The following is a 22,420-nucleotide window of genomic DNA, read 5'->3' on the forward strand; positions in this document are numbered from 1 at the left end:
GCCGGACCCGAGTCGGTGGCCCGGTGCCCCACGCGTGATGCCGTCCCCACGACGGCACCCGCACCCCGACCGCAGGAGACGACAGGTGCAGACCCACGAGATCAGGAAGCGATTCCTCGATCACTTCGTCGCGGCCGGTCACACCGAGATCCCCAGCGCATCCCTCGTCCTCGGCGACCCGAACCTGCTGTTCGTGAACGCCGGCATGGTGCCCTTCAAGCCGTACTTCCTGGGTGACCGCACCCCTCCGTCACCGCGCGCCACGTCGATCCAGAAGTGCGTCCGCACCCTCGACATCGAGGAGGTGGGCATCACCACCCGCCACAACACCTTCTTCCAGATGGCGGGCAACTTCTCGTTCGGTGACTACTTCAAGCGCGAGGCCATCGCCTTCGCGTGGTCGCTGCTGACGAACCCCGTCGACGACGGCGGTTACGGCATCGACCCCACACGGCTCTGGCCGACGGTCTACCTCGACGACGACGAGGCCGAGGCGATCTGGCGCGACGAGATGGGCGTGCCCGCCGAGCGGATCCAGCGCCGGGGGATGAAGGACAACTACTGGTCGATGGGCGTGCCGGGTCCGTGCGGGCCGTGCTCGGAGATCTTCTTCGACCGCGGACCCGACTACGGCGTCGAGGGCGGCCCCGAGGCCGACGAGGACCGCTACATCGAGATCTGGAACCTCGTCTTCATGCAGAACGAGCGGGGTGAGGGCACCACCAAGGACGACTACCCGATCCTCGGCCCGCTGCCCCGTCCCAACATCGACACCGGCATGGGTGTCGAGCGGGTCGCGACGATCCTGCAGGGCGTCGACAACGTCTACGAGACCGACCTGCTCAAGCCCGTCATCGACGTCGCCGCCCGGCTCACCGGCCGCGCCTACGGCGACGGCGGCGACGACGGCCACGCCGCCGACGTGCGCTTCCGCGTCATCGCCGACCACGCACGCACCGCGGTGATGCTCATCTCCGACGGCGTCCGGCCCGCCAACGACGGACGCGGGTACGTCCTGCGTCGACTGCTGCGCCGCATCGTGCGGTCCGCGCGGCTGCTCGGTGCCGAGCAGCCCACGATGGGCGAGTTCGTCGACACCGTCCTCGCGACCATGACGCCGTCGTATCCCGTGCTGGCCGAGCAGGCCGCGGACATCCGCGCCGCCGCGGTCGCCGAGGAGCAGGCATTCCTGGGCACATTGGCAGAGGGGTCGAAGAAGTTCGAGGACGCGGCGACCACCACCCGTGGTGCCGGACGCACGGTCATCGCGGGCAGCGACGCGTTCACCCTCCACGACACCTACGGTTTCCCGATCGACCTGACACTCGAGATGGCGGCCGAGGCCGGCCTGTCGGTGGACGAGCAGGGCTTCGCCGACCTCATGGCCGAGCAGCGCCGGCGCGCGAAGGCCGACGCGATGGAGCGCAAGACCGGCCACGCCGACATGTCGGTGTACCGCGAGTTCCTCGACCGCGGCCCGACGGAGTTCACCGGCTTCGACGAACTGGTCAGCGACGCAACGGTTCTCGGGATCGTGGGTGAGGGTGCGACGCAGCCCGTCGCGACCGTCGGTGCGCAGGTCGACATCGTCCTCGACCGCACCCCGCTCTACGCCGAGTCCGGTGGTCAGACCGCCGACATCGGCACCATCTCGACGTCGGCCGGTGCCCGGGCGCGCGTGACCGACGTGCAGAAGGTCGCGAAGTCCGTCTACCGCCACGTCGCGACGGTCGAGGCGGGGGAGTTCGCCGTCGGCGACGTCGTGCTGGCCTCGGTCGACCCGCAGTACCGCCGCGGCGCCACTCAAGGCCACTCCGGCACCCACCTCGTCGGTGCGGCACTCCGCCAGGTGCTCGGTTCCGGTGCGACGCAGGCCGGTTCGCTGAACCGCCCCGGGTATCTCCGGTTCGACTTCCGTTCCTCGGGACCGATGACCGAGGCCCAGCGCGGCGAGATCGAGGACATCACCAACTCCGCGGTCGAGGCCGACCACGAGGTGCACACCTTCGAGACCGGGCTCGACGAGGCCAAGGCGATGGGCGCCATGGCGCTGTTCGGGGAGAACTACGGCGACCGGGTGCGCGTCGTCGAGATCGGTGGACCGTTCTCGATGGAGCTGTGCGGTGGCACCCACGTCGGGTCCTCGGCGCAGGTCGGACCCGTGACCCTGCTGGGGGAGTCCTCGGTGGCGTCGGGCGTGCGTCGCGTCGAGGCCTATGTCGGGCTCGACTCGTACCGGCACCTCGCCCGGGAGCGTGCCCTGCTCTCCGCGGTGTCCGCCACGCTCAAGGTGCCCGGCGAGGAGGTCCCCGACCGCGTGGCCACGCTTGTCGAACGACTGCGCGACGCGGAGAAGAGCCTCGAGAAGCTGAAGGCGGAGGCGGCGCGCGCGTCGGCGGCGTCCGTCCTCGACGACGCGCAGCGCGTCGGCGACACCCTGGTCGTCGCGGCGCGGCTGAACGACGGGCTCTCCGGTGGCGACCTGCGCTCGCTGGCCACCGACCTGAAGGGCCGGCTGGGTTCGCAGGCCGGGATCGTGGCGTTGTTCTCCGTCACCGACGGCAAGGTCCCGTTCGTCGTCGCGCTCACCGGCGCGGCCCGCGACGCGGGGCTGTCCGCGGGCGCCATCGTCGGTGACGTCGCCCCGGTGATCGGGGGGCGCGGTGGCGGCAAACCCGACCTCGCGCAGGGCTCGGGGACGGACCCCGACGGCATCGACGCGGCCCTGGCGCGCGTGCGGCAGGCGGCCGGATGACCGTCGCCGACCCAGAGCCGTCGTCAGCACCTCGCCGCGGACGTCGACTCGCCGTCGACGTGGGGAGTGTGCGCATCGGCGTCGCTGCATGTGATCCTGACGGGATGCTGGCGACACCGGTCGAGACCGTGCCCCGTGTCGGCGACGGACGCGACCTGGCCCGGATCGCCGATCTCGTCGCCGAATACGACGCCGTCGAGGTGATCGTCGGTCTGCCGACCACCCTGCGCGGTGACCACGGTCCGGCGGCGCAGACCGCCACCGCCTTCGCCGAGGCGCTGGGGCGTCGTGTCGGCGACGTCCCGGTCACGCTGCACGACGAGCGCATGACGACCGCGCTCGCGAGTCGCTCCCTGCGGGCCGGTGGACGCTCGTCGAAGCAGCAGCGCGCGATCATCGACCAGGCCGCCGCGGTCGAGATCCTCCAGTCGTGGCTCGACCGCCACCTGCGGCGCCCCGCCGTCGACGACCGCGGGGTGTCCGACCGGTGAGCGACGAGAACCGGCATCGGCGCCGGACGGACGACGACACACCCAGCGAACGGTTCCGCATCCCGACGGACCCCGACCATCACCCCCGACCGCACCGGCGTGCGCGGTCGGCGGACCAGACCGTGGATCCACGGCTGCGGAGGACCCCGGGTCCGGGCCCGACCCGAAGCGGGACTCCGATCGACCCCTCCGCGGCGGGATGGACCGAACCCCGACGAGCCCGCCCCGAGTCGATCCCGCCCCGGGCACCGGCCGGTCCGCCCGGCCGCGACCCCGGATGGGAGAGGCCACTGCGACGGTCGGTGTCCGACCCGTACGGACGCACGCGCGACCAGGGTCGCGATGTCCGCCCGCCCGCTGCCCCCCGTGATCCCGGTGCGGGCTGGTCCGCGGACGACGACCGCCCGCGGTCGTACGCCCCGCGCGACGAGCCACTGCCCGACTCCCCGGTCGGCGTGGCAGCGGGACCCGACGGCGGATTCCGCGACGCGGACGCCGCGACCGTGCCCACCCCGGTCGTCGACCGTGAGCGCCCGCGACGGGGCGGCGGCCGCCCGCGGCGACGCACGACCACCGCCACGGTGCGACGGCGCCGCCGGGTCGCTCTCGTGGGTGTCCTCGTCGTCATGGCCGTGCTGGTCTGCGGAGTCACCTACGCCGGACTGCGCCTCACCGGCTTCTTCGTCGACGACAAGGACTTCGGCGGCAGCGCCGGCACCGGCGACGTGCTGGTGCAGATCCCCGACGACGCCCCGCTCAGCCAGTTCGGCCAGATCCTCACCGACCGCGGCGTGGTGGCGAGCGTGCGGGCGTTCACCGACGCCGCGGACGGCAAACCGATCTCGGCCGGGTTCTACAAACTGCGCACCCGTATCTCCGCGGCGTCGGCGGTGTCGATGCTCGACGGCGACGACAACCGCGTCGGGCGCGTGGTGATCCCCGCCGGGCGCCAGCTCGACACGAAGCAGACCGCGAACGGCACGTCCACCACCGGCATCTTCGCGATGGTCGCGCAGGCCACCACCGTCACCATCGACGGCACCCGACGAGGGGTCACCGCCGAGCAACTCGCGCAGGCCGCCGCCACGGCCACACCCCAGCAGCTCGGGGTGCCGTCGTGGGCGACGTCGCGGGTGCAGGCGCTCACCGGCGACCACCGTCGGATCGAGGGACTCATCGCGCCCATCGCGTGGGAGGCGATCGACCCGTCGCTGTCACCGGTCGACATGCTGCGCTACCTGATCTCCACCAGCGCAGGCTATTTCGACCGCTGGGGGCTGACACGCCAGGGCAGCAGTGGACTCGATCCGTACGACGCCCTCGTCGCGGCGTCCGTGGTCGAGAAGGAGGTGGCCGACCCGAACGACTACGGCAAGGTCGCCCGCGTCATCGTCAACCGCCTGGCACGGAACCAGAAGCTCGAGATGGACTCGACCGCCAACTACACCGCGGCGGTGGTGAACATCGACGTGTCCGGTGACGCCTACACCGCCGACACAAAGTGGAACACCTACCAGGTGACCGGTCTGCCGGCGACGCCCATCGGCTCGGTCGGCGAGAACGTGATCGCACCCACCGTCGACCCGCCCGCGGGGAACTGGCTCTACTTCGTCGCCGTCGACGCCCAGGGGACCACGGTGTTCACCGACGACTACCAGCAGCATCTGCGGAACCGGCAACGCGCCTGCGACAACAAGGTGCTGTCGGTCGGGTGTCGGTGACGGATCACGACGGCCCGCGGCACGCCGCGGTCCTCGGGCACCCCGTCGACCACTCACGGTCCCCTGATCTGCACCTCGCCGCGTACCGCGCACTCGGGCTCGACGCCTGGACCTACGCGCGGATCGACTGCACGGCGCAGGCACTCCCGGGACTCGTCGCGGGATTCGACGAGTCGTGGATCGGGCTGTCGGTCACGATGCCGGCCAAGGTCGCGGCGCTGGAGTTCGCCGACACCGTCACCGACCGGGCACGACGCGTCGGATCCGCCAACACCCTCGTCCGGACGAGCGGGGGCGCCTGGCACGCCGACTGCACCGACATCGACGGCGTGACCGGCGCGCTGGCGACGCTGGGCGCGGCGGACCTCAGGGGCTCGACGGCGGTCCTCCTCGGCGCCGGCGGAACCGCCCGCCCCGCACTGGCGGCGCTGCACGCCGCCGGGACGCGGGAGGTCGCGGTGGTCGTCCGTGACCCCGCCCGAGCCGCAGACCTCGCACGCCTCGGCGACGACCTCGGCGTCGCGCTGACCGTGCTCCCGTTCTCCGACACCCCCGACCTGCGCCGGTGGGCCGCGACGGCCGCCGTCGTCGTGAGCACCGTGCCCGCCCCGGCCGCCGAGGTGATCGCAGACGCGATCGCCGGTGCCCCTCGACTCGTCGACGCGATCTACGACCCCTGGCCCACGCCGCTGGCCGCCGCGGTCACCGAGGGTGGGGGTGTGGTCGCCGGGGGGCTCGTGATGCTGCTGCACCAGGCGTACACGCAGGTCGAGGCGTTCACGGGCCGACCCGCGCCCCGCGCGGCCATGGCCGCCGCGGTCGGCGCGCACGCCGACTGACCCGTCGGTCGCCCCGGCTCGTGCACCGATCCCGGCGCGTCCACACCTCGGCGCCGTCGCGGCCGTCGCTGGGATCGACGGTCGTCTGCACCGGTGACGATCGACCGGTGCAGACACCTCTGGCCCTGGCGGCCCCCGTCGTGGCGTGGCTCCTCGTCCTCACCGGCACCGACCTGCGGGACCGGCGTCTGCCGAACGCCCTCACGATCCCCGGTGTCGTCGCAGCCCTGGGTGCGGCGCTGATCCATCCGACGATCGGTGTCGCCGTCGCCGTGGCCGCGAGCCCGTACCTCGTCGCGGTCCTCGCCGGGGCATGCGGTGCCGGCGACCTCAAGCTCGCCGTCGTCGCCGGGGCACTCGCGGGGGACGCCGTGCGCGCGGGTGCGGTCGTCGCGCTCGCGGCGCTGCTGACCGTCGTCGCGGTGGTCGTCCGGTGCCGGGCCGGGCCGACGGCGGTCGCCCACGGCCCGGCGATGGCGGCGGCATTGCTCGTCCTCGTCGTCTGAGGAGGGGAGGGGTCGGCGATGCGTGGACGACGGGAGGGACGTGGGAGAATGGCCCCGTGTTGCGTTGGACCACCGCCGGAGAATCGCACGGACCCGCCCTCATCGCCCTCCTCGAGGGGATGGTGGCCGATGTCGCCGTGACGTCGGACGACGTCGCGTCGCAGCTCGCCCGACGCCGTCTGGGCTACGGGCGGGGCGCCCGGATGAAGTTCGAGGCCGACGCGGTCACGCTTCTCGGGGGTGTCCGCCACGGCCGGACGCAGGGTGGCCCGGTCGCCATCCAGATCGCCAACACCGAGTGGCCGAAGTGGGAGACCGTCATGTCGGCCGACCCGGTCGATCCCGCGGAGCTCGACGGCGTCGCCCGCAACGCCCCGCTCACGCGCCCCCGACCCGGCCACGCCGACTACGCGGGGATGCTCAAGTATGGCTTCGACGACGCCCGCCCGGTGCTCGAGCGCGCCAGCGCTCGCGAGACCGCGGCCCGCGTCGCCGCCGCCACCGTCGCCCGCGCCTTCCTGCGGCAGGTCGTCGGCGTCGAGATCCTGTCCCACGTCGTGACGATCGGCGCCTCGGAGGCCGTCGACGCCCCGCCGCCGCGGCCGGAGGACCTCGAGCGGATCGACGCCAGCCCCGTGCGCGCAGCGACCCCCGAGGCCGAGGCGGCCATGATCGCCGAGATCGAGGCCGCCAAGAAGGACGGCGACACCCTCGGGGGCGTGGTCGAGGTCATCGCGACCGGTCTGCCGATCGGCCTCGGCTCGCACGTCAGCGGCGAGCAGCGGCTCGACGCGCGACTCGCCGCGGCGCTCATGGGCATCCAGGCGATGAAGGGTGTAGAGGTGGGCGACGGGTTCGCGACCGCACGCCGACGCGGCAGCCTCGCCCACGACGAGATGGTCCCCGGCGCCGACGGCGTGCTGCGCTCGACCAACCGTGCGGGTGGTCTCGAGGGCGGCATGACCAACGGCGAGGACCTCCGTGTCCGCGTCGCGATGAAGCCCATCTCCACCGTGCCGCGTGCCCTGTCGACCGTCGACATGGCCACCGGCGAGCAGGCGCAGGCGATCCACCAGCGATCCGACGTGTGCGCCGTGCCGGCCGCCGGTGTCGTCGCCGAGGCGATGGTCGCCCTCGTGCTCGCGCAGGCCGCGCTCGACAAGTTCGGTGGCGACTCGGCTCGCGAGACGGCGGACAACGTCGCGCGGTACAACGCCACGGTGGCCGACCGCATGGCGGTCCTCGCCGCCGAGTCCGCCGCGCACGCCGGCCGGTGACCCGGCCGACGACGCCGGACGACGCGACCGTCGCGGGTCGGCCCGTGGCCGTGCTCGTCGGTTTCATGGGTGCGGGCAAGTCGACCGTCGGCGCCGCCCTGGCGCGTCTCCTCGGTGAGACGCTGATCGACACCGACGCCGAGATCGTCCGCCGCGCAGGGCGTCCGATCCCGCAGATCTTCGCCGACGACGGTGAGCAGGCGTTCCGCGACCTCGAGGCGCAGGTGATCGTCGAGGTGCTCGCCACCCATCGCGGGATCGTCGCGCTCGGTGGAGGTGCGGTCACCACACCCGCGGTGCGCGAGGCCCTGGCCGGGCACGCCGTCGTCCACCTCGACGTGTCGCCGGAGGTCGGGTGGGCCCGTGTCCGCGGCTCCGACCGACCACTCCTGCGCGTCGACGCGGGAAAGAGCGCCGAACAGCGCTACCGCGACCTGCACGCCCGCCGTGCCGAGCTGTACCGCTCGGTCACCGTGCACCACGTCGACACCGCCACCGGCGACGCCGATTCGCTGGCCCGCCACATCGCCTCGGCGCTGAGCGCCACCGCCGACCACTCGTCACCGATTCCAGGGAGCCCGTCATGACCACGCAGGAACCGGTCCGCATCCACGTCGCGACCGCGGACCCCTACGACGTCGTGATCGGGCGCGGTCTGCTCACCGACCTCGTCGACGCCGCGCACGGCGCGTCCCGCGTCGCGATCCTGTACCAGCCCACCCTCACCCAGACGGCCGAGGCGGTGCGCGCCGCGCTCGCCGACGCCGGACTCGACGCCCACCGCGTCGAGATCCCCGACGCCGAGGCCGGCAAGGACCTCGCCGTCGCCGCCTTCTGCTGGGAGGTGTTCGGCCGCATCGGGATCACCCGCAGCGACCTCGTCATCGGGCTCGGAGGAGGTGCCGCCACCGACCTCGCGGGATTCGTCGCCGCCACCTGGATGCGCGGCGTCCCGGTCATCCACCTCCCGACGACGCTGCTCGGCATGGTCGACGCGGCCGTCGGCGGCAAGACGGGCATCAACACCGACGCGGGCAAGAACCTCGTCGGGTCGTTCCACGAGCCCGCAGCGGTGTTCGTCGACACCGGGACACTGGAGACGGTGCCGCGCAACGAGATCGTCGCCGGGCTCGCGGAGGTGATCAAGACCGGTTTCATCGCCGACCCGGAGATCCTCGACATCATCGAGGCCGACCCCACCGCCGCCACGGATCCGGCGGGCTCGGTGCTGCCGGAGCTGATCCGGCGGTCGGTGCAGGTCAAGGCCGACGTCGTGGCCGCCGACCTCAAGGAGTCGTCGCTACGGGAGATCCTCAACTACGGCCACACGCTCGGCCACGCGATCGAGCGGCGGGAGAAGTACCGGTGGCGTCACGGCGCCGCGGTCGCGGTGGGCCTGGTCTACGCCGCAGAGCTCGGTCGTCTGGCGGGCCGCCTCGACGACGCGACCGCCGATCGACACAAGACCGTCTGCGAACTGGTGGGCCTGCCCACCACCTACGACCCCGACGCGTTCGGTGATCTGCTGCAGACGATGGGCGGGGACAAGAAGAACCGTGCCGGCGTGCTGCGGTTCGTCGTGCTCGACGGCCTCGCGAAGCCCGGTCGCCTCGAGGGGCCCGACCCGGGTCTGCTCGCCGCGGCGTACTCGGCCGTGGCCGGATCGGCGGCGCAGGGGTCGACGGGAGTCCTGCTCTAGGCGCGCATGCGTCGGTGGCCGCCGGGGGCGGCCACCGAGGTCAGGCGTTCTGCTTCTGCAGGCTGGGGCGGGTGTCCTCGGAGTCGTCACGCTGCTCGCGACGCCGCTGACGACGGACGAGGAAGCGTCCTACCGACGCTCCGACCATGGCCGGGATGAAGACCAGCAGTGCCGTGAACGAGCCGCCGGCGAAGAGCTCGATGAGGAAGCTGTTCTGGCCCATGCCCGCGAAGGCGTAGTTGGCCAGCGCCCACCCGACGACACCGGCGATGACACCCGCGAGCAGACCGGCCTTGAGCCAGCGCATCGTGAGGTCCTCGTAGTCGTCCGGGTCGTCGTGCGCGCGTGCGTCGGCGATGCCGTCGATGCCCGCCCAGATGAGCGGGATGATGACGACGACCGCGACCGCGATCGTCTTCCACCAGTTCCCGTTCAGGGGGCTGTGCACGATGGCCATCCCCAACAGGACGCGGACGACGATGTGGACGGCCGCCAGCGGCAGACCGCGGAGCAACCACGACACCATGGCGCGAAGCGTAGCCCACGGCACGGCGGCGGTGTGCTGCACCACACACTCCCGGCGCGGCGACCCCGGTAGCGTGGCGACGATGACCGAACGGAGCGTGACCGACCCGACGGACACCCATCGTCGCCGCCGCGACCGCCTCCGGGCGCGGCTCGCCGAGGTGGGGGCCGACCACATGCTCGTGTCGGACCTCGTCAACGTCCGATATCTGTCCGGGTTCACCGGGTCGAACGCGGCGCTGGTGGTGGGATCCGACGCCGGCGACGACGCGATCGCCACCGACGGGCGCTACATCACCCAGGTGGCCGACCAGGCGCCCGACCTCGAGGCCGTCATCGACCGCGCGTGCGCCCCGGCGCTGCTCTCCCGCGTGTCGACGTCGCCCATAGCCGTCGAGGAGCACGCGCTCACGGTCACCGCGTGGCGGACCCTGACCGACCTCTCGGGGGAGCGCGGCACCCGGCTCGTCGCCTCGGGGCGACTGGTCGAGGATCTGCGGTCGGTGAAGGACGAGGACGAGATCGCGCTGCTGCGCGAGGCCTGCCTCATCGGCGACACCGCGCTCGCGGCCCTCGTCGAGGACGGGGTCCTCGTCCCGGGGCGAACCGAACGGGAGGTCGCGCGCGCCCTCGAGTTCGGCATGTACGCGGCGGGCGCCGACGACATCGCGTTCGAGACGATCGTCGCCACGGGCGCGAACTCGGCGATCCCGCATCACCGTCCCACCGACGCCGTGCTGTCCTCCGGTGACCTCGTCAAGATCGACTTCGGTTCCGTTGTCGGCGGGTACCACTCCGACATGACGCGGACGTTCGTGCTCGAGCGGGCAGCAGACTGGCAGCACGAGATCTACGAGCTCGTCGCCACGGCCCAGCGGGCGGGACGCGAGGCGCTGGCCCCCGACGTCGAGGCCGCCGCCGTCGACGCCGCCGCCCGCTCCCTGATCGCCGACGCCGGATACGGCGACAACTACGTGCACGGTCTCGGACACGGGGTCGGTCTCCAGATCCACGAAGCGCCGTCGATCGGTGCGACCGCCCCGGGTACACTGCCCTGCGGTGCTGCAGTGACCGTCGAGCCCGGTGTGTACCTACCCGGCCGGGGCGGGGTGCGTATCGAGGACACCCTGGTCGTCCGCGAGGGCGACGCAGAGCTGCTGACCACCACCGACAGGACATTTCGGATCGTCTGACCCGAGCGCGCCCCGCGCCGCCGGACGGTCGTGTGCCCGCGCGACGGGCGAGAGGGAGCGAGGCGTCACCAGTGGCCACCACCGCGGATTTCAAGAACGGGCTCGTGCTGCGCATGGACAACCAGCTGTGGCAGATCCAGGAGTTCCAGCACGTCAAGCCGGGCAAGGGCCCCGCCTTCGTGCGCACCAAGATCAGGAACGTGCTCAGCGGGAAGATCGTGGACAAGACGTTCAACGCGGGTGTCAAGGTCGAGACCGCCACCGTCGACCGTCGTGACATGACGTACCTCTACAACGACGGCACCGACTTCGTGTTCATGGACTCCGAGAACTACGAGCAGGTCCCCGTCAGCCCGGACACCCTCGGCGGTGGGGAGCGGTTCCTCCTCGAGGGGATGAAGGTCCAGGTGGCCATGCACGACGGCCAGCCGCTGTACGTCGAGCTGCCCGTCACCGTCGAGGTGCTCGTCGCCCAGACCGACCCGGGTGTCCAGGGCGACCGGTCCACCGGCGGCACCAAGCCGGCGACGCTCGAGACCGGCGCGGAGATCCAGGTCCCGCTGTTCATCAACACCGGCGACAAGCTCAAGGTCGACTCGCGCGACGGCAACTACCTCGGTCGTGTCAACTCGTGACGGCCTGCCTCCTCCGGCGCCCGTGAAGAAGCCCGGAACCCGCCACAAGGCGCGTAAGCGCGCCGTCGACCTGCTGTTCGAGGCCGAGGCGAAGAACGTCTCCCCGGTCGACCTCGTCGCCGAGCGCCGCGAACTGGTGCGCTCCGACGAGAGCATCGGTGTCGTCGCGGAGTACACCGAGCGCATCGTCGCCGGTGTCGCCGCGGACGGCCCCCAGCTCGATGCCGTGCTGACGTCGCACCTGAAGGAGTGGACGCTGCCGCGGCTGCCCGCCGTCGACCGCGCGATCCTGCGCCTCGCCGCATGGGAGCTGTTCAACACCCCCGACGTGCCGCCGGTGGTCGTCGTCGACGAGGCGGTCGAACTGGCCAAGGAGCTCTCCACCGACGACTCGCCCGCGTTCGTCAACGGCGTGCTCGGCCGCATGGTCCACCTGGCCCCACAGGTGCGCGCCGCCGCCGCGGCGCAGCTGCAGGGCGAGACGCGCGACACAACCGGCTGATCGCCGCTCGGCGGGTCGGCGTGGCGCTGCTACTCTCACACCCGCCGGATGCACATCCGGCCCAGACATCCTTTAACGATCCGTCCCGTGAGGCGGAGAAGGAGGTCTCCCTTCGGTGAGCCCGTCGCATCCCGCGTCACCCGGACAGTCCCGCGTCCTGTTGGACGCCTCCGACGTCACCCGCACCATCGCGCGCATGGCGCACCAGATCATCGAGAAGACCGCCGTCGACTCCGACGACGCACCCAGGGTGCAGATCATCGGGATCCCCAGCCGTGGACCCATCCTCGCGCAACGCCTCGCCGACAAGATCGCCGAGTTCTCCGGGGTGCGACCCGGAGTCGGCTTCCTCGACATCACGCTCTACCGCGACGACCTGCGCGGCAAGCCCCACCGCCCGCTCGAGCGGACCTCGGTCCCCGCGGGCGGCATCGACGGCGCGCTCGTCGTCCTCGTCGACGACGTCCTGTACTCCGGGCGGACGGTCCGCGCCGCCCTCGACGCACTGCGCGACCTGGGCCGGCCCGCCGTGGTGCAGCTCGCGGTCCTCGTCGACCGCGGTCACCGGGAGCTCCCGATCCGCGCGGACTACGTCGGCAAGAACATCCCAACAGCCCGCTCGGAGGACGTCGGTGTGCGCCTCGTCGAACAGGACGGGCTCGACGAGGTCGTCATCACCGACGGTCCCCGGGCCGTGGGCGGGGGTGGTCGCTGATGCGTCACCTCCTCGGCGTCGACGATCTCGACGCAACCACCGCCACCGAGATCCTCGACGACGCCGAGAGTTTCGAGCAGGCACTGCTCGGGCGCGAGGTCCGCAAGCTCCCGACGCTGCGGGGCCGGACCGTGATGACCGTCTTCTACGAGAACTCCACCCGCACCCGGGTGTCGTTCGAGGTCGCCGGCAAGTGGATGAGCGCCGACGTCATCAACGTCAGCGCCTCGAGCTCCTCGGCCGGCAAGGGGGAGTCGTTGCGCGACACCGCGAAGACCCTGCACGCCGCCGGCGCCGACGCGCTGATCGTGCGCCATCCCGCCTCGGGCGCGGCCCACCAGATCGCACGGTGGACGTCCGAGGACGGGCCGGGCCCCTCGGTCATCAACGCCGGCGACGGCACCCACGAACACCCGACCCAGGCACTGCTCGACGCCCTCACCCTGCGGCAGCGACTCGGGTCGCTGGAGGGGAAGCGGATCGGCATCGTCGGGGACGTTCTGCACTCGCGGGTTGCCCGGTCGAACGCACACCTGCTCGCGACGCTGGGCGCGACCGTCGTCCTCGTCGCACCGCCCACCCTGCTGCCCGTCGGCGTCGAGCAGTGGCCGGTCCTCGTCGAGCACCACCTCGACGCGGCGTTGCCCTCCCTCGACGCGGTGATGATGCTGCGCGTGCAGGCCGAACGCATGAACGGCGGGTTCTTCCCGTCGACGCGGGAGTACTCGATCCGCTACGGCCTGAACGACCGCCGGCTCGCGCTGCTCCCCGACGAGGCGGTCGTACTGCACCCCGGTCCGATGCTGCGGGGCATGGAGATCGGCTTCTCCGTGGCCGACTCCCCGCGGGCGACCGTGCTGCAGCAGGTGACCAACGGAGTCCACGTCCGGATGGCGGTCCTGTTCCGACTGCTCGTCGGGACCGACGGAGAGGTGGGATGAGCGTGACCGGCTCCACAGGCGACGTGCTGCTCACCGACGTCCGCCCCTACGGCGAGGGCAACGCCCTCGACGTGCTCGTGCGCGACGGGGTCATCGTCGAGATGGGCCCCGACCTGTCGGCGCAGGCCGACGAGACCGTCGACGGCCGGGGCGGGGTGCTGCTGCCGGGCTTCGTCGACCTGCACACGCATCTGCGCGAACCCGGCCGCGAGGACACCGAGACCATCGAGACCGGTTCGCGCGCCGCCGCTCTGGGCGGGTACACGGCCGTGTTCGCGATGGCCAACACCGATCCCGTCGCCGACACCGCGGTCCTCACCGACCACGTCTGGGCACGCGGACGGCAGGTCGGACTGGTCGACGTCCACCCGGTCGGGGCGGTCACCGTCGGGCTCGGCGGCACGCAGCTCGCCGAACTCGGGGCCATGGCCGACGGCGTCGCCGGGGTGCGGATGTTCTCCGACGACGGCAAGTGCGTCCACGACCCGCTGCTCATGCGGCGGGCGCTGGAGTACGCGCGCGGACTCGACGTGCTCATCGCCCAGCACGCCGAGGAGCCGCGCCTCACCGTCGGCGCCGTGGCGCACGAGGGTGCGGCCGCCGCGCGGCTCGGCCTGGCGGGGTGGCCACGGTCCGCGGAGGAGTCCATCGTCGCCCGCGACGCGATCCTCGCCCGCGACGCCGGTGCGCGCGTGCACATCTGCCACGCCTCCACCGCGGGCACCGTCGAGCTGCTGCGCTGGGCCAAGGCGCAGGGCATCGCGATCACCGCCGAGGTGACGCCGCATCACCTGCTGCTCGACGACTCGCGCCTGGCGACCTACGACCCGGTGAACAAGGTCAACCCGCCGCTGCGGGAGTCGTCGGATTGCGCGGCGCTGCGCGCGGCGCTGGCGGAGGGCGTGATCGACTGCGTCGCCACCGATCACGCGCCGCACGCCGACCAGGACAAGTGCTGTGAGTTCGCGGTCGCCCGTCCCGGGATGCTCGGCCTGCAGACGGCGCTGTCGGTCGTCGTGGCGACGATGGTCGCTCCCGAGGACGGCACCGGAGCGCTCGACTGGCGCGGCGTCGCCCGGGTCATGAGCGAACGCCCCGCCGCGATCGTCGGACTGCCGGACCAGGGCCGTCCGGTCGAGGTCGGGGAGCCCGCGAACCTCACCCTCGTCGACCCGACGGCGTCGTGGACCGTCGACGCCGGCGCGCTCGCCAGCATCGGGCGCAACTCGCCGTTCGACGGGATGGAGCTGCCCGCCCGGGTGCGCGCGACCCTGCTGCGCGGCCGGGTGACCGCCCTCGACGGAACGGTGCGTGACCGGTGACCAGCATCCTGATCGTCCTCGTCGTCCTGCTCGCCTGGGTGGGTGTCGTCGGGCTGATGCTGCGGGGCTGGCGCAACCGCGGCCACCGCCAGACCCAGCTCATCGGCGCGTTCCCCGAGGTGCCGAACACGTTGCCCGCCTCGGAGGTCGGACCACACACGGGGCTCTACCTCGGCTCGACCATCGCCCCGAGCTGGCAGGACCGTGTCGCGGTCGGTGACTACGGTGACCGCGCGACCGCGGAGTTCTCCGCCTACCCCGACGGCGTCCTCATCGCACGCTCCGGTGCCAACCCCATCTGGATCCCGGCGACGTCGATCACCGCGATCCGCACCGAGCGGGGCATCGCCGGGAAGGTGATGACCGCCGACGGTGTCCTCGTCATCCGCTGGACCCTGCCGTCGGGCACCGAGATCGACTCCGGCGTCCGCGCCGACGACAAGGCCGTCTACGCCGAGTGGGTCGCGCGCGACCCCCGCCGACGACCACCTCCCGCCCCGACCGACTCTCAGCCCGACACCACACCCACCGACCCGACCCCACCGGAGGACGACCGCCCATGACCGCCGCCGTACTGGTACTCGAGAACGGGCAGGTCTTCACCGGCTCCGCGTTCGGCGCGACCGGCCAGACCCTCGGCGAGGCCGTGTTCTGCACCGCGATGACCGGTTACCAGGAGACCCTCACCGACCCCAGCTACCACCGCCAGATCGTGGTCGCGACCGCGCCGCAGATCGGCAACACCGGCTGGAACGATGAAGACGGCGAGAGCCGCGAGGGTGCCACCGACGGGACGAGCACCGGCGGCCACATCTGGGTCGCCGGGTACGCAGTGCGCAATCCCGCTCGGCGCGTGTCGAACTGGCGCGCGAACCGCAGCCTCGACGACGAGCTCGAGCGCCAGGGGATCGTCGGCATCGCCGGCATCGACACCCGCGCGGTGACCCGCGTCCTGCGCGACCACGGGTCGATGCGGGCCGGGATCTTCTCCGGCGACGCCCTGACACAGGGACCGTCGGGCACCGACACCGACGCCCTGCTCGACCGCATCCGGGCACAGCCGTCCATGGCCGGGGCCGACCTCGCCGGTGAGGTGAGCGCCGACGGCGACTACGTCGTCGAGCCGGCCGGGGGGCATCGGCACACCGTCGTCGCCGTCGATCTCGGCATCAAGACCAACACCCCACGGATGTTCGCGCAGCGGGGGATCCGCGTGCACGTGGTGCCCGCCGGCACCGACGTCGGCGCGATCGACGACATCGCCCCCGACGGGGTGTTCCTGTCCAACGGTCCGGGCGACCCCGCCACCGCCGACGGTCCCGTCGCGCTGGCACAGGGCGTTCTCGAGCGGGGGATCCCGCTGTTCGGCATCTGCTTCGGCAACCAGATCCTCGGCCGCGCACTGGGTCTGGGCACGTACAAGATGCGCTTCGGGCACCGGGGCATCAACATCCCGGTGATCGACCACACCACCGGGCTCGTCTCGATCACCGCGCAGAACCACGGGTTCGCCCTCGAGGGCGAGGCGGGCGCGGAGTTCGACACGCCGTACGGCCGCGCGCGTGTCAGCCACACCTGCGCCAACGACGGCACCGTCGAGGGTGTGGAGCTGATCGACGGCGGCGCCTTCTCCGTGCAGTACCACCCGGAGGCCGCGGCGGGACCCCACGACGCCGCATACCTCTTCGACCGTTTCCTCGCTCAGCTGGACGCGCGCGCCGCGCAGAAAGGCCGGGGCTGATGCCACGCCGCACCGATCTGTCCCACGTCCTCGTCATCGGGTCCGGCCCGATCGTCATCGGACAGGCCTGCGAGTTCGACTACTCGGGCACCCAGGCGTGCCGGGTGTTGCGCGCCGAGGGTCTGCGCGTCAGCCTGGTGAACTCGAACCCGGCGACGATCATGACCGACCCCGAGTTCGCCGACGCCACCTACGTCGAGCCGATCACCCCGGAGTTCATCGAGAAGGTCATCGAGGCCGAACGCGACGGCGGCCACCCGATCGACGCGGTGCTGGCCACCCTCGGCGGGCAGACCGCGCTGAACGCCGCGGTGCAACTGCACGAGCGAGGCATCCTCGCCAAGCACGACATCGAGCTCATCGGCGCCGACTTCGACGCGATCCAGCGCGGTGAGGACCGACAGAAGTTCAAGGACATCGTCGAGAAGGTCGGCGGGTCCAGTGCCCGCAGCCGCGTCTGTTTCACGATGGACGAGGTCCGCGAGACCGTCGCCGACCTCGGCTTCCCCGTCGTCGTGCGGCCCTCCTTCACCATGGGCGGGCTCGGCTCGGGCATGGCCTACGACGACGCCGACCTCGACCGCATCGCCGGCGGCGGCCTCGCCGCGTCGCCGACGGCCAACGTGCTCATCGAGGAGTCGATCCTCGGGTGGAAGGAGTACGAGCTCGAGCTGATGCGCGACGGCAACGACAACGTCGTCGTCGTGTGCTCCATCGAGAACGTCGACCCGGTCGGCGTGCACACCGGCGACTCGGTGACCGTGGCGCCGGCCATGACCCTCACCGACCGCGAGTACCAGGAGATGCGCGACCTGTCGCTGGCGATCATCCGCGAGGTCGGCGTGGACACCGGCGGCTGCAACATCCAGTTCGCCGTCGACCCGACCGACGGCCGCATCGTCGTCATCGAGATGAACCCCCGCGTGTCGCGGTCGTCGGCGCTGGCGTCGAAGGCGACCGGGTTCCCGATCGCCAAGATCGCCGCGAAGCTCGCCGTGGGGTATCGCCTCGACGAGATCCTCAACGACATCACCGGCGAGACCCCCGCCTGCTTCGAGCCGACCCTCGACTACGTCGTGGTGAAGGCGCCCCGCTTCGCGTTCGAGAAGTTCCCCGGCGCCGACGACACCCTCACCACCACGATGAAGTCCGTCGGCGAGGCGATGGCCCTGGGCCGCAGCTTCGCCGAGGCACTCGGCAAGGTGATGCGCTCGCTGGAGACCAAGGCCGCCGGCTTCTGGACAGAGACCCGACCGGAGGCCACGGTCGACGAGATCCTCACGGAGATCGCCACACCCCGCGACGGGCGCCTCTACCGCGTGATGGCTGCCTTCGACGCCGGCGCGAGCATCGAGCAGGTCTTCGACGCCACCAAGATCGACCCCTGGTTCCTCGCCGAGATCGCCGCGGTCGGTGAGATGGGCCGAACGGTCCGGGACGCGGACACCCTCGACGCGGACCTGCTCCGCGAGGCGAAGGGCACCGGCCTGTCCGATCGCCAGATCGCCGCGCTGCGTGACGATCTCGCCGACGAGGCCGCCGTCGCCGCGCTGCGCCGGGAGATGGGCGTGACGCCGGTCTACAAGACGGTCGACACCTGTGCCGCCGAGTTCGAGGCCACGACGCCGTACCACTACTCGACCTACGAGACCGATCCCGCGGCCACCAGCGAGATCGCCCCGCAGCCCGACCGCGAGAAGGTGCTGATCCTCGGGTCGGGTCCCAACCGCATCGGTCAGGGCATCGAGTTCGACTACTCGTGCGTGCACGCCGCGCTGACCCTGTCGGAGGCCGGGTTCGAGACGGTGATGGTCAACTGCAACCCCGAGACCGTCTCCACCGACTACGACACCGCCGACCGCCTCTACTTCGAGCCGCTGACGTTCGAGGACGTCATGGAGGTCTACCGGGCCGAGTGCGCGTCGGGCACGGTGCGCGGCGTCATCGTGCAGCTCGGCGGACAGACCCCCCTCGGCCTCGCGCGACGACTCGAGGACGCGGGCGTCCCGATCGTCGGGACGTCACCGGCCGCCATCGACCTCGCCGAGGATCGCGGCGAGTTCGGGCGCGTGCTCGACGAGGCCGGCCTCCCGGCCGCGAAGTACGGCATGGCCACCAGCTTCGACGAGGCGCGCACCATCGCGTCCGACATCGGCTACCCGGTGCTGGTGCGCCCGTCCTACGTCCTCGGCGGGCGCGGCATGGAGATCGTCTACGACGAGCCGTCGCTGGAGGGCTACATCTCCCGCGCCACCGAGCTCACGCCCGAGCACCCGGTGCTGGTCGACCGGTTCCTCGAGGACGCCGTCGAGATCGACGTCGACGCCCTCTGCGACGGCACCGAGGTGTACATCGGGGGCGTGATGGAACACATCGAGGAGGCCGGGATCCACTCCGGTGACTCCGCCTGCACGTTGCCGCCGGTGGCGCTCGGACGCACCGACGTGGCGGCGGTCCGCCGCTCCACCGAGGCCCTCGCGAAGGGCATCGGGGTGAAGGGTCTGCTCAACGTGCAGTTCGCGCTCAAGGACGACATCCTCTACGTCCTCGAGGCCAACCCGCGAGCCAGCCGGACCGTGCCGTTCGTGTCGAAGGCGACCGCGGTGCAGCTGGCCAAGGCGTGCGCCCGGGTGATGCTCGGCGCGACGATCGCCGAGTTGCGCGAGCAGGGGATCCTGCCCGCGACCGGCGACGGCGGCGAGCTCCCGCCGGGCGCACCCATCGCGGTGAAGGAGGCGGTGCTGCCCTTCAACCGGTTCCGGCGTCTCGACGGCTCCGGTGTCGACTCGCTGCTGAGCCCGGAGATGAAGTCCACCGGTGAGGTGATGGGCATCGACGCCGACTTCGGGCGGTCGTTCGCGAAGTCGCAGACCGCCGTCTCGGGGTCGCTGCCGACCGCGGGTGCGATCTTCGTGTCGGTGGCCAACAAGGACAAGCGCGCGCTGCTGTTCCCGGTGAAACGCCTGGCCGACCTCGGCTTCGAGATCCTTGCCACCGAGGGAACGGCAGAGGCGTTGCGGCGCAACGGAGTCGCGTGCACGCAGGTGTACAAGCACTCCGACACCGACCTGCCGCCGGGGGAGCGGACCATCGTCGAGACGATCCGCGCCGGCGAGGTGTCCATGGTCATCAACACACCGTTCGGCAACTCCGGCCCGCGCGTCGACGGGTACGAGATCCGCAGCGCCGCGGTGTCGCAGAACATCCCGTGCATCACCACGGTGCAGGGCGCGAGCGCCGCGGTGCAGGGCATCGAGGCCGCGCTCGTCGGCGACATCGGGGTCCGATCGCTGCAGGAGCGACACGCGGCGATGCGCGGGAAATGACCGCGGACTTCGCGACCCGCGTCCGCGCGGCCGTCGGCCGTCGGGGGCGGCTGTGCGTCGGCATCGACCCGCACGCGCAGCTCCTGACGGCGTGGGGTCTGCCCGACGACGCGACCGGGCTGCGGACGTTCACCGAGACGGTGGTGGGCGCGATCGGCCCCCACGTCGCGGTGGCCAAGCCACAGGTCGCCTTCTACGAACGCCACGGGTCGGCGGGCGTCGCGGTGCTCGAGGACGCACTCGCCGCGCTGCGGGACGCCGGGGTGCTCGTCATCGCCGACGCCAAGCGCGGGGACATCGGATCCACGATGGCGGCCTACGCCGACACCTGGCTCGGCGACACCTCGCCGCTGCGCGCCGACGCCCTGACGGCCTCGCCGTACCTCGGGTTCGGATCGCTCGACCCCGCCGTCGGGCTCGCCGACGCGACCGGCCGGGGTGTCGTCGTGCTGGCCCGCACGTCCAATCCCGAGGGCGGCGGACTGCAGACCGCGGTCGACGCCGACGGACGGTCGGTGGCGCAGTCGATCGTCGACGCCGCGGCGCTCCACAACGGCTCGGGGCGCGCGAGCGTCGGGCTCGTGGTGGGCGCGACCCGCGAGCACGGGCTCGATCTCACCGGCGTCGGCGGCCCGATCCTGGCGCCGGGACTCGGTGCGCAGGGGGCCACACCGGCCGACCTCGCACGCGTCTTCGCCGGTGCCACCGACCTCCTGCTGCCCTCGGCGTCGCGGCAGGTCCTCTCCGCCGGCCCGGACGGCTCCGCGGTCGCCGCGGTGGCGCAGCGTCTGCGCGACGAGGTCGAGGCCGCGCTCCGCTGACGTCGGTCCGACCGCAGGTCAGGGCCGTGTCCGACACGCGCGGGCGCACATCCGATCGCGAATTGCGGGCGAACTGATCCCCTGTCACACCCGTCACAGACACGACATCCCACGCGCGACCTGGGCCGTGGCCGTCCCGGTCGCCAATATGCCTGTGCCACAGGTGGATCGAGCTCCGACGTAGCAGTCCGCGGCTCGTCGACGCCGGTGGACCCGCAGGGGGCGTGAAAGGCCCTACAACACCCTCTGTGGTGCGGAAATGCCGGGGTGGGGCTCGCAAACGGCACGGTCCGTGGGTACGGTCTGGAATCGCTGTCGGCGATCGGTGACACCGGACGTCGACAGGCACATGGACCAATGAGTGCTGCGAGACGCAGTTCTATGAGTACGGAGGAACCCGTGGCCCTTCCCCAGTTGACCGCCGAGCAGCGCGCCGCTGCTCTCGAGAAGGCAGCTGCTGCCCGCAAGGCGCGCGCCGAGCTCAAGGAGCGGCTCAAGCGTGGAGGCACCGACCTGACGCAGGTGCTGAAGGACGCCGAGACCGACGAGATCCTCGGCAAGATGAAGGTGTCGGCGCTGCTCGAGGCCCTGCCGAAGGTGGGCAAGGTCAAGGCGCAGGAGATCATGACCGAGCTGGAGATCGCGCCGACGCGCCGTCTGCGGGGACTCGGCGATCGGCAGCGCAAGGCGCTGCTGGCCAAGTTCGACCAGAACTGAGGCCGACGTAGAAGCTCGAGGAGGGCCGGCGGCGGGGGACACCCCGCCCCGGGCGTCCGACCGGAGGGGCCGACTGCTGGTGCTGGTCGGCCCCTCCGCCGTCGGTAAGTCCAGCGTCGTGCGGCGCGTGCGTGAGCTGCTGCCCGAGCTCGTGTTCAGCGTCTCGGCCACCACGCGGGCGCCGCGTGCCGGCGAGGTCGACGGCGTCGACTACCACTTCGTCACCGAGGACCGGTTCCAGGCGATGATCGCCGACGGCGAGTTGCTCGAATGGGCCGAGATCCACGGCGGGCTGCAGCGGTCGGGGACACCGGCCGCGCCGGTCGTGGCCGCGATGGACGCAGGCTCCCCGGTCCTCGTCGAGGTCGACATCGCCGGTGCCCGCGCCGTCCGCGCCGCGCTGCCGGACTCGGTCTCGGTCTTCCTGGCCCCGCCGAGTTGGGACGAGCTGGTGCGCCGACTGACCGGTCGCGGCACCGAGAACGCCGACGTGATCGCCCGCCGCCTGCAGACCGCGCGGGAGGAGATGGCGATCGCCGACGAGTTCGACCACGTCATCGTGAACGACCATGTCGACCGCGTGGCCCGCGAGTTGGTATCCTTGCTGGTCGGACATGACCACAGCGCGCCCGCGTCGGACGCCGGTCGTCCCCGCTGATCGAAGTCCGGACGTCAGAACCATCCCGCCGCACCG

At 71.9% G+C, this 22,420-nt stretch carries 21 protein-coding genes; 20 read left to right on the forward strand and 1 reads right to left on the reverse strand.

Translation table 11 applies throughout. From position 1 onward, the window contains the following. Positions 1–85 precede the first annotated feature (85 nt). From alaS to aroB, 8 genes are all read left to right on the forward strand, one after another. Positions 86–2,755, forward strand: coding sequence for an alanine--tRNA ligase (alaS, locus tag Q1A98_RS14055; RefSeq protein WP_299574539.1), 2,670 nt, complete (start codon positions 86–88; stop codon positions 2,753–2,755). Then, the gene (gene ruvX / locus Q1A98_RS14060) at positions 2,752–3,246 is read left to right on the forward strand and encodes a Holliday junction resolvase RuvX (protein WP_299574541.1); all 495 of its coding nucleotides are present in this window, start codon (positions 2,752–2,754) and stop codon (positions 3,244–3,246) included. The genes alaS and ruvX overlap by 4 nt, the downstream gene beginning before the upstream one ends. Positions 3,247–3,548: 302 nt before the next feature. After that, positions 3,549–4,967 (forward strand): endolytic transglycosylase MltG, encoded by a 1,419-nt coding sequence (locus Q1A98_RS14065; protein WP_299574543.1) that lies wholly within the window; start codon positions 3,549–3,551, stop codon positions 4,965–4,967. Further along, on the forward strand, positions 4,958–5,806 hold the full coding sequence (locus tag Q1A98_RS14070) for a shikimate dehydrogenase (RefSeq protein ID WP_299574545.1): 849 nt from the start codon (positions 4,958–4,960) through the stop codon (positions 5,804–5,806). The genes Q1A98_RS14065 and Q1A98_RS14070 overlap by 10 nt, the downstream gene beginning before the upstream one ends. A 107-nt stretch (positions 5,807–5,913) precedes the next feature. Beyond that, on the forward strand, positions 5,914–6,312 hold the full coding sequence (locus Q1A98_RS14075) for an A24 family peptidase (protein WP_299574547.1): 399 nt from the start codon (positions 5,914–5,916) through the stop codon (positions 6,310–6,312). 56 nt (positions 6,313–6,368) lie between these two features. Then, positions 6,369–7,589: a chorismate synthase gene (aroC, locus tag Q1A98_RS14080; protein ID WP_299574549.1), complete on the forward strand. Its 1,221-nt coding sequence runs from the start codon at positions 6,369–6,371 to the stop codon at positions 7,587–7,589. After that, a complete protein-coding gene (locus Q1A98_RS14085) occupies positions 7,586–8,176 on the forward strand; it encodes a shikimate kinase (RefSeq protein WP_366943462.1) in 591 nt (196 codons plus the stop codon). Before aroC ends, Q1A98_RS14085 begins: the two co-directional genes overlap by 4 nt. Continuing rightward, positions 8,173–9,288, forward strand: a complete 1,116-nt coding sequence (gene aroB / locus Q1A98_RS14090) for a 3-dehydroquinate synthase (RefSeq protein WP_299574551.1) — start codon at positions 8,173–8,175, stop codon at positions 9,286–9,288. The genes Q1A98_RS14085 and aroB overlap by 4 nt, the downstream gene beginning before the upstream one ends. Before the next feature lie 40 nt (positions 9,289–9,328). On the opposite strand, the gene Q1A98_RS14095 is transcribed toward aroB, so the two are convergent. Next, the gene (locus Q1A98_RS14095; RefSeq protein ID WP_299574554.1) at positions 9,329–9,814 is read right to left on the reverse strand and encodes a B-4DMT family transporter; all 486 of its coding nucleotides are present in this window, start codon (positions 9,812–9,814) and stop codon (positions 9,329–9,331) included. 82 nt (positions 9,815–9,896) lie between these two features. Between Q1A98_RS14095 and Q1A98_RS14100 the strand changes: the two genes are divergently transcribed. The 12 genes from Q1A98_RS14100 (at position 9,897) to gmk (ending at position 22,384) form a co-directional block, all read left to right on the forward strand. Further along, a complete protein-coding gene (locus Q1A98_RS14100) occupies positions 9,897–11,006 on the forward strand; it encodes an aminopeptidase P family protein (protein ID WP_299574557.1) in 1,110 nt (369 codons plus the stop codon). Positions 11,007–11,077: 71 nt separating this feature from the next. Continuing rightward, complete coding sequence (gene efp / locus Q1A98_RS14105) at positions 11,078–11,641, forward strand: elongation factor P (protein WP_299574559.1); 564 nt, start codon at positions 11,078–11,080, stop codon at positions 11,639–11,641. A 22-nt stretch (positions 11,642–11,663) separates the two neighbouring features. Further along, positions 11,664–12,143 (forward strand): transcription antitermination factor NusB, encoded by a 480-nt coding sequence (nusB, locus tag Q1A98_RS14110; protein ID WP_299574562.1) that lies wholly within the window; start codon positions 11,664–11,666, stop codon positions 12,141–12,143. Between the two features lie 115 nt (positions 12,144–12,258). Next, positions 12,259–12,858 (forward strand): bifunctional pyr operon transcriptional regulator/uracil phosphoribosyltransferase PyrR, encoded by a 600-nt coding sequence (pyrR, locus tag Q1A98_RS14115; protein WP_299574565.1) that lies wholly within the window; start codon positions 12,259–12,261, stop codon positions 12,856–12,858. Beyond that, positions 12,858–13,799, forward strand: a complete 942-nt coding sequence (locus Q1A98_RS14120; RefSeq protein ID WP_299574568.1) for an aspartate carbamoyltransferase catalytic subunit — start codon at positions 12,858–12,860, stop codon at positions 13,797–13,799. Before pyrR ends, Q1A98_RS14120 begins: the two co-directional genes overlap by 1 nt. Next, positions 13,796–15,121 carry a dihydroorotase gene (locus Q1A98_RS14125; RefSeq protein ID WP_299574571.1) on the forward strand — a complete coding sequence of 442 codons (1,326 nt, stop codon included), beginning with the start codon at positions 13,796–13,798 and terminating at the stop codon, positions 15,119–15,121. The genes Q1A98_RS14120 and Q1A98_RS14125 overlap by 4 nt, the downstream gene beginning before the upstream one ends. Beyond that, on the forward strand, positions 15,118–15,684 hold the full coding sequence (locus Q1A98_RS14130; protein WP_299574574.1) for a transporter: 567 nt from the start codon (positions 15,118–15,120) through the stop codon (positions 15,682–15,684). Before Q1A98_RS14125 ends, Q1A98_RS14130 begins: the two co-directional genes overlap by 4 nt. Further along, positions 15,681–16,862: a glutamine-hydrolyzing carbamoyl-phosphate synthase small subunit gene (gene carA, locus Q1A98_RS14135; RefSeq protein ID WP_299574577.1), complete on the forward strand. Its 1,182-nt coding sequence runs from the start codon at positions 15,681–15,683 to the stop codon at positions 16,860–16,862. The genes Q1A98_RS14130 and carA overlap by 4 nt, the downstream gene beginning before the upstream one ends. After that, a complete protein-coding gene (gene carB, locus Q1A98_RS14140) occupies positions 16,862–20,188 on the forward strand; it encodes a carbamoyl-phosphate synthase large subunit (protein WP_299574580.1) in 3,327 nt (1,108 codons plus the stop codon). The genes carA and carB overlap by 1 nt, the downstream gene beginning before the upstream one ends. Next, complete coding sequence (gene pyrF, locus Q1A98_RS14145; protein ID WP_299574583.1) at positions 20,185–21,009, forward strand: orotidine-5'-phosphate decarboxylase; 825 nt, start codon at positions 20,185–20,187, stop codon at positions 21,007–21,009. Before carB ends, pyrF begins: the two co-directional genes overlap by 4 nt. A 399-nt stretch (positions 21,010–21,408) precedes the next feature. After that, a complete protein-coding gene (mihF, locus tag Q1A98_RS14150) occupies positions 21,409–21,726 on the forward strand; it encodes an integration host factor, actinobacterial type (RefSeq protein WP_299574586.1) in 318 nt (105 codons plus the stop codon). A gap of 73 nt (positions 21,727–21,799) precedes the next feature. Then, positions 21,800–22,384: a guanylate kinase gene (gene gmk / locus Q1A98_RS14155; protein ID WP_299574720.1), complete on the forward strand. Its 585-nt coding sequence runs from the start codon at positions 21,800–21,802 to the stop codon at positions 22,382–22,384. The last annotated feature ends 36 nt before the right edge of the window (positions 22,385–22,420 follow it).

The organism is uncultured Williamsia sp. (genome assembly GCF_947494875.1).
Lineage (GTDB): Bacteria > Actinomycetota > Actinomycetes > Mycobacteriales > Mycobacteriaceae > Williamsia_A.

Excerpts from the sequence above, each read along its gene's own strand:
- ruvX (WP_299574541.1), top strand. The coding sequence starts at position 2,752 with ATGACCGTCGCCGACCCAGAGCCGTCGTCAGCACCTCGCCGCGGACGT.
- aroB (WP_299574551.1), top strand. The coding sequence starts at position 8,173 with ATGACCACGCAGGAACCGGTCCGCATCCACGTCGCGACCGCGGACCCC.
- Q1A98_RS14095 (WP_299574554.1), bottom strand. The coding sequence starts at position 9,814 with ATGGTGTCGTGGTTGCTCCGCGGTCTGCCGCTGGCGGCCGTCCACATC.
- Q1A98_RS14100 (WP_299574557.1), top strand. The coding sequence starts at position 9,897 with ATGACCGAACGGAGCGTGACCGACCCGACGGACACCCATCGTCGCCGC.
- Q1A98_RS14120 (WP_299574568.1), top strand. The coding sequence starts at position 12,858 with ATGCGTCACCTCCTCGGCGTCGACGATCTCGACGCAACCACCGCCACC.
- Q1A98_RS14125 (WP_299574571.1), top strand. The coding sequence starts at position 13,796 with ATGAGCGTGACCGGCTCCACAGGCGACGTGCTGCTCACCGACGTCCGC.
- carA (WP_299574577.1), top strand. The coding sequence starts at position 15,681 with ATGACCGCCGCCGTACTGGTACTCGAGAACGGGCAGGTCTTCACCGGC.
- carB (WP_299574580.1), top strand. The coding sequence starts at position 16,862 with ATGCCACGCCGCACCGATCTGTCCCACGTCCTCGTCATCGGGTCCGGC.
- pyrF (WP_299574583.1), top strand. The coding sequence starts at position 20,185 with ATGACCGCGGACTTCGCGACCCGCGTCCGCGCGGCCGTCGGCCGTCGG.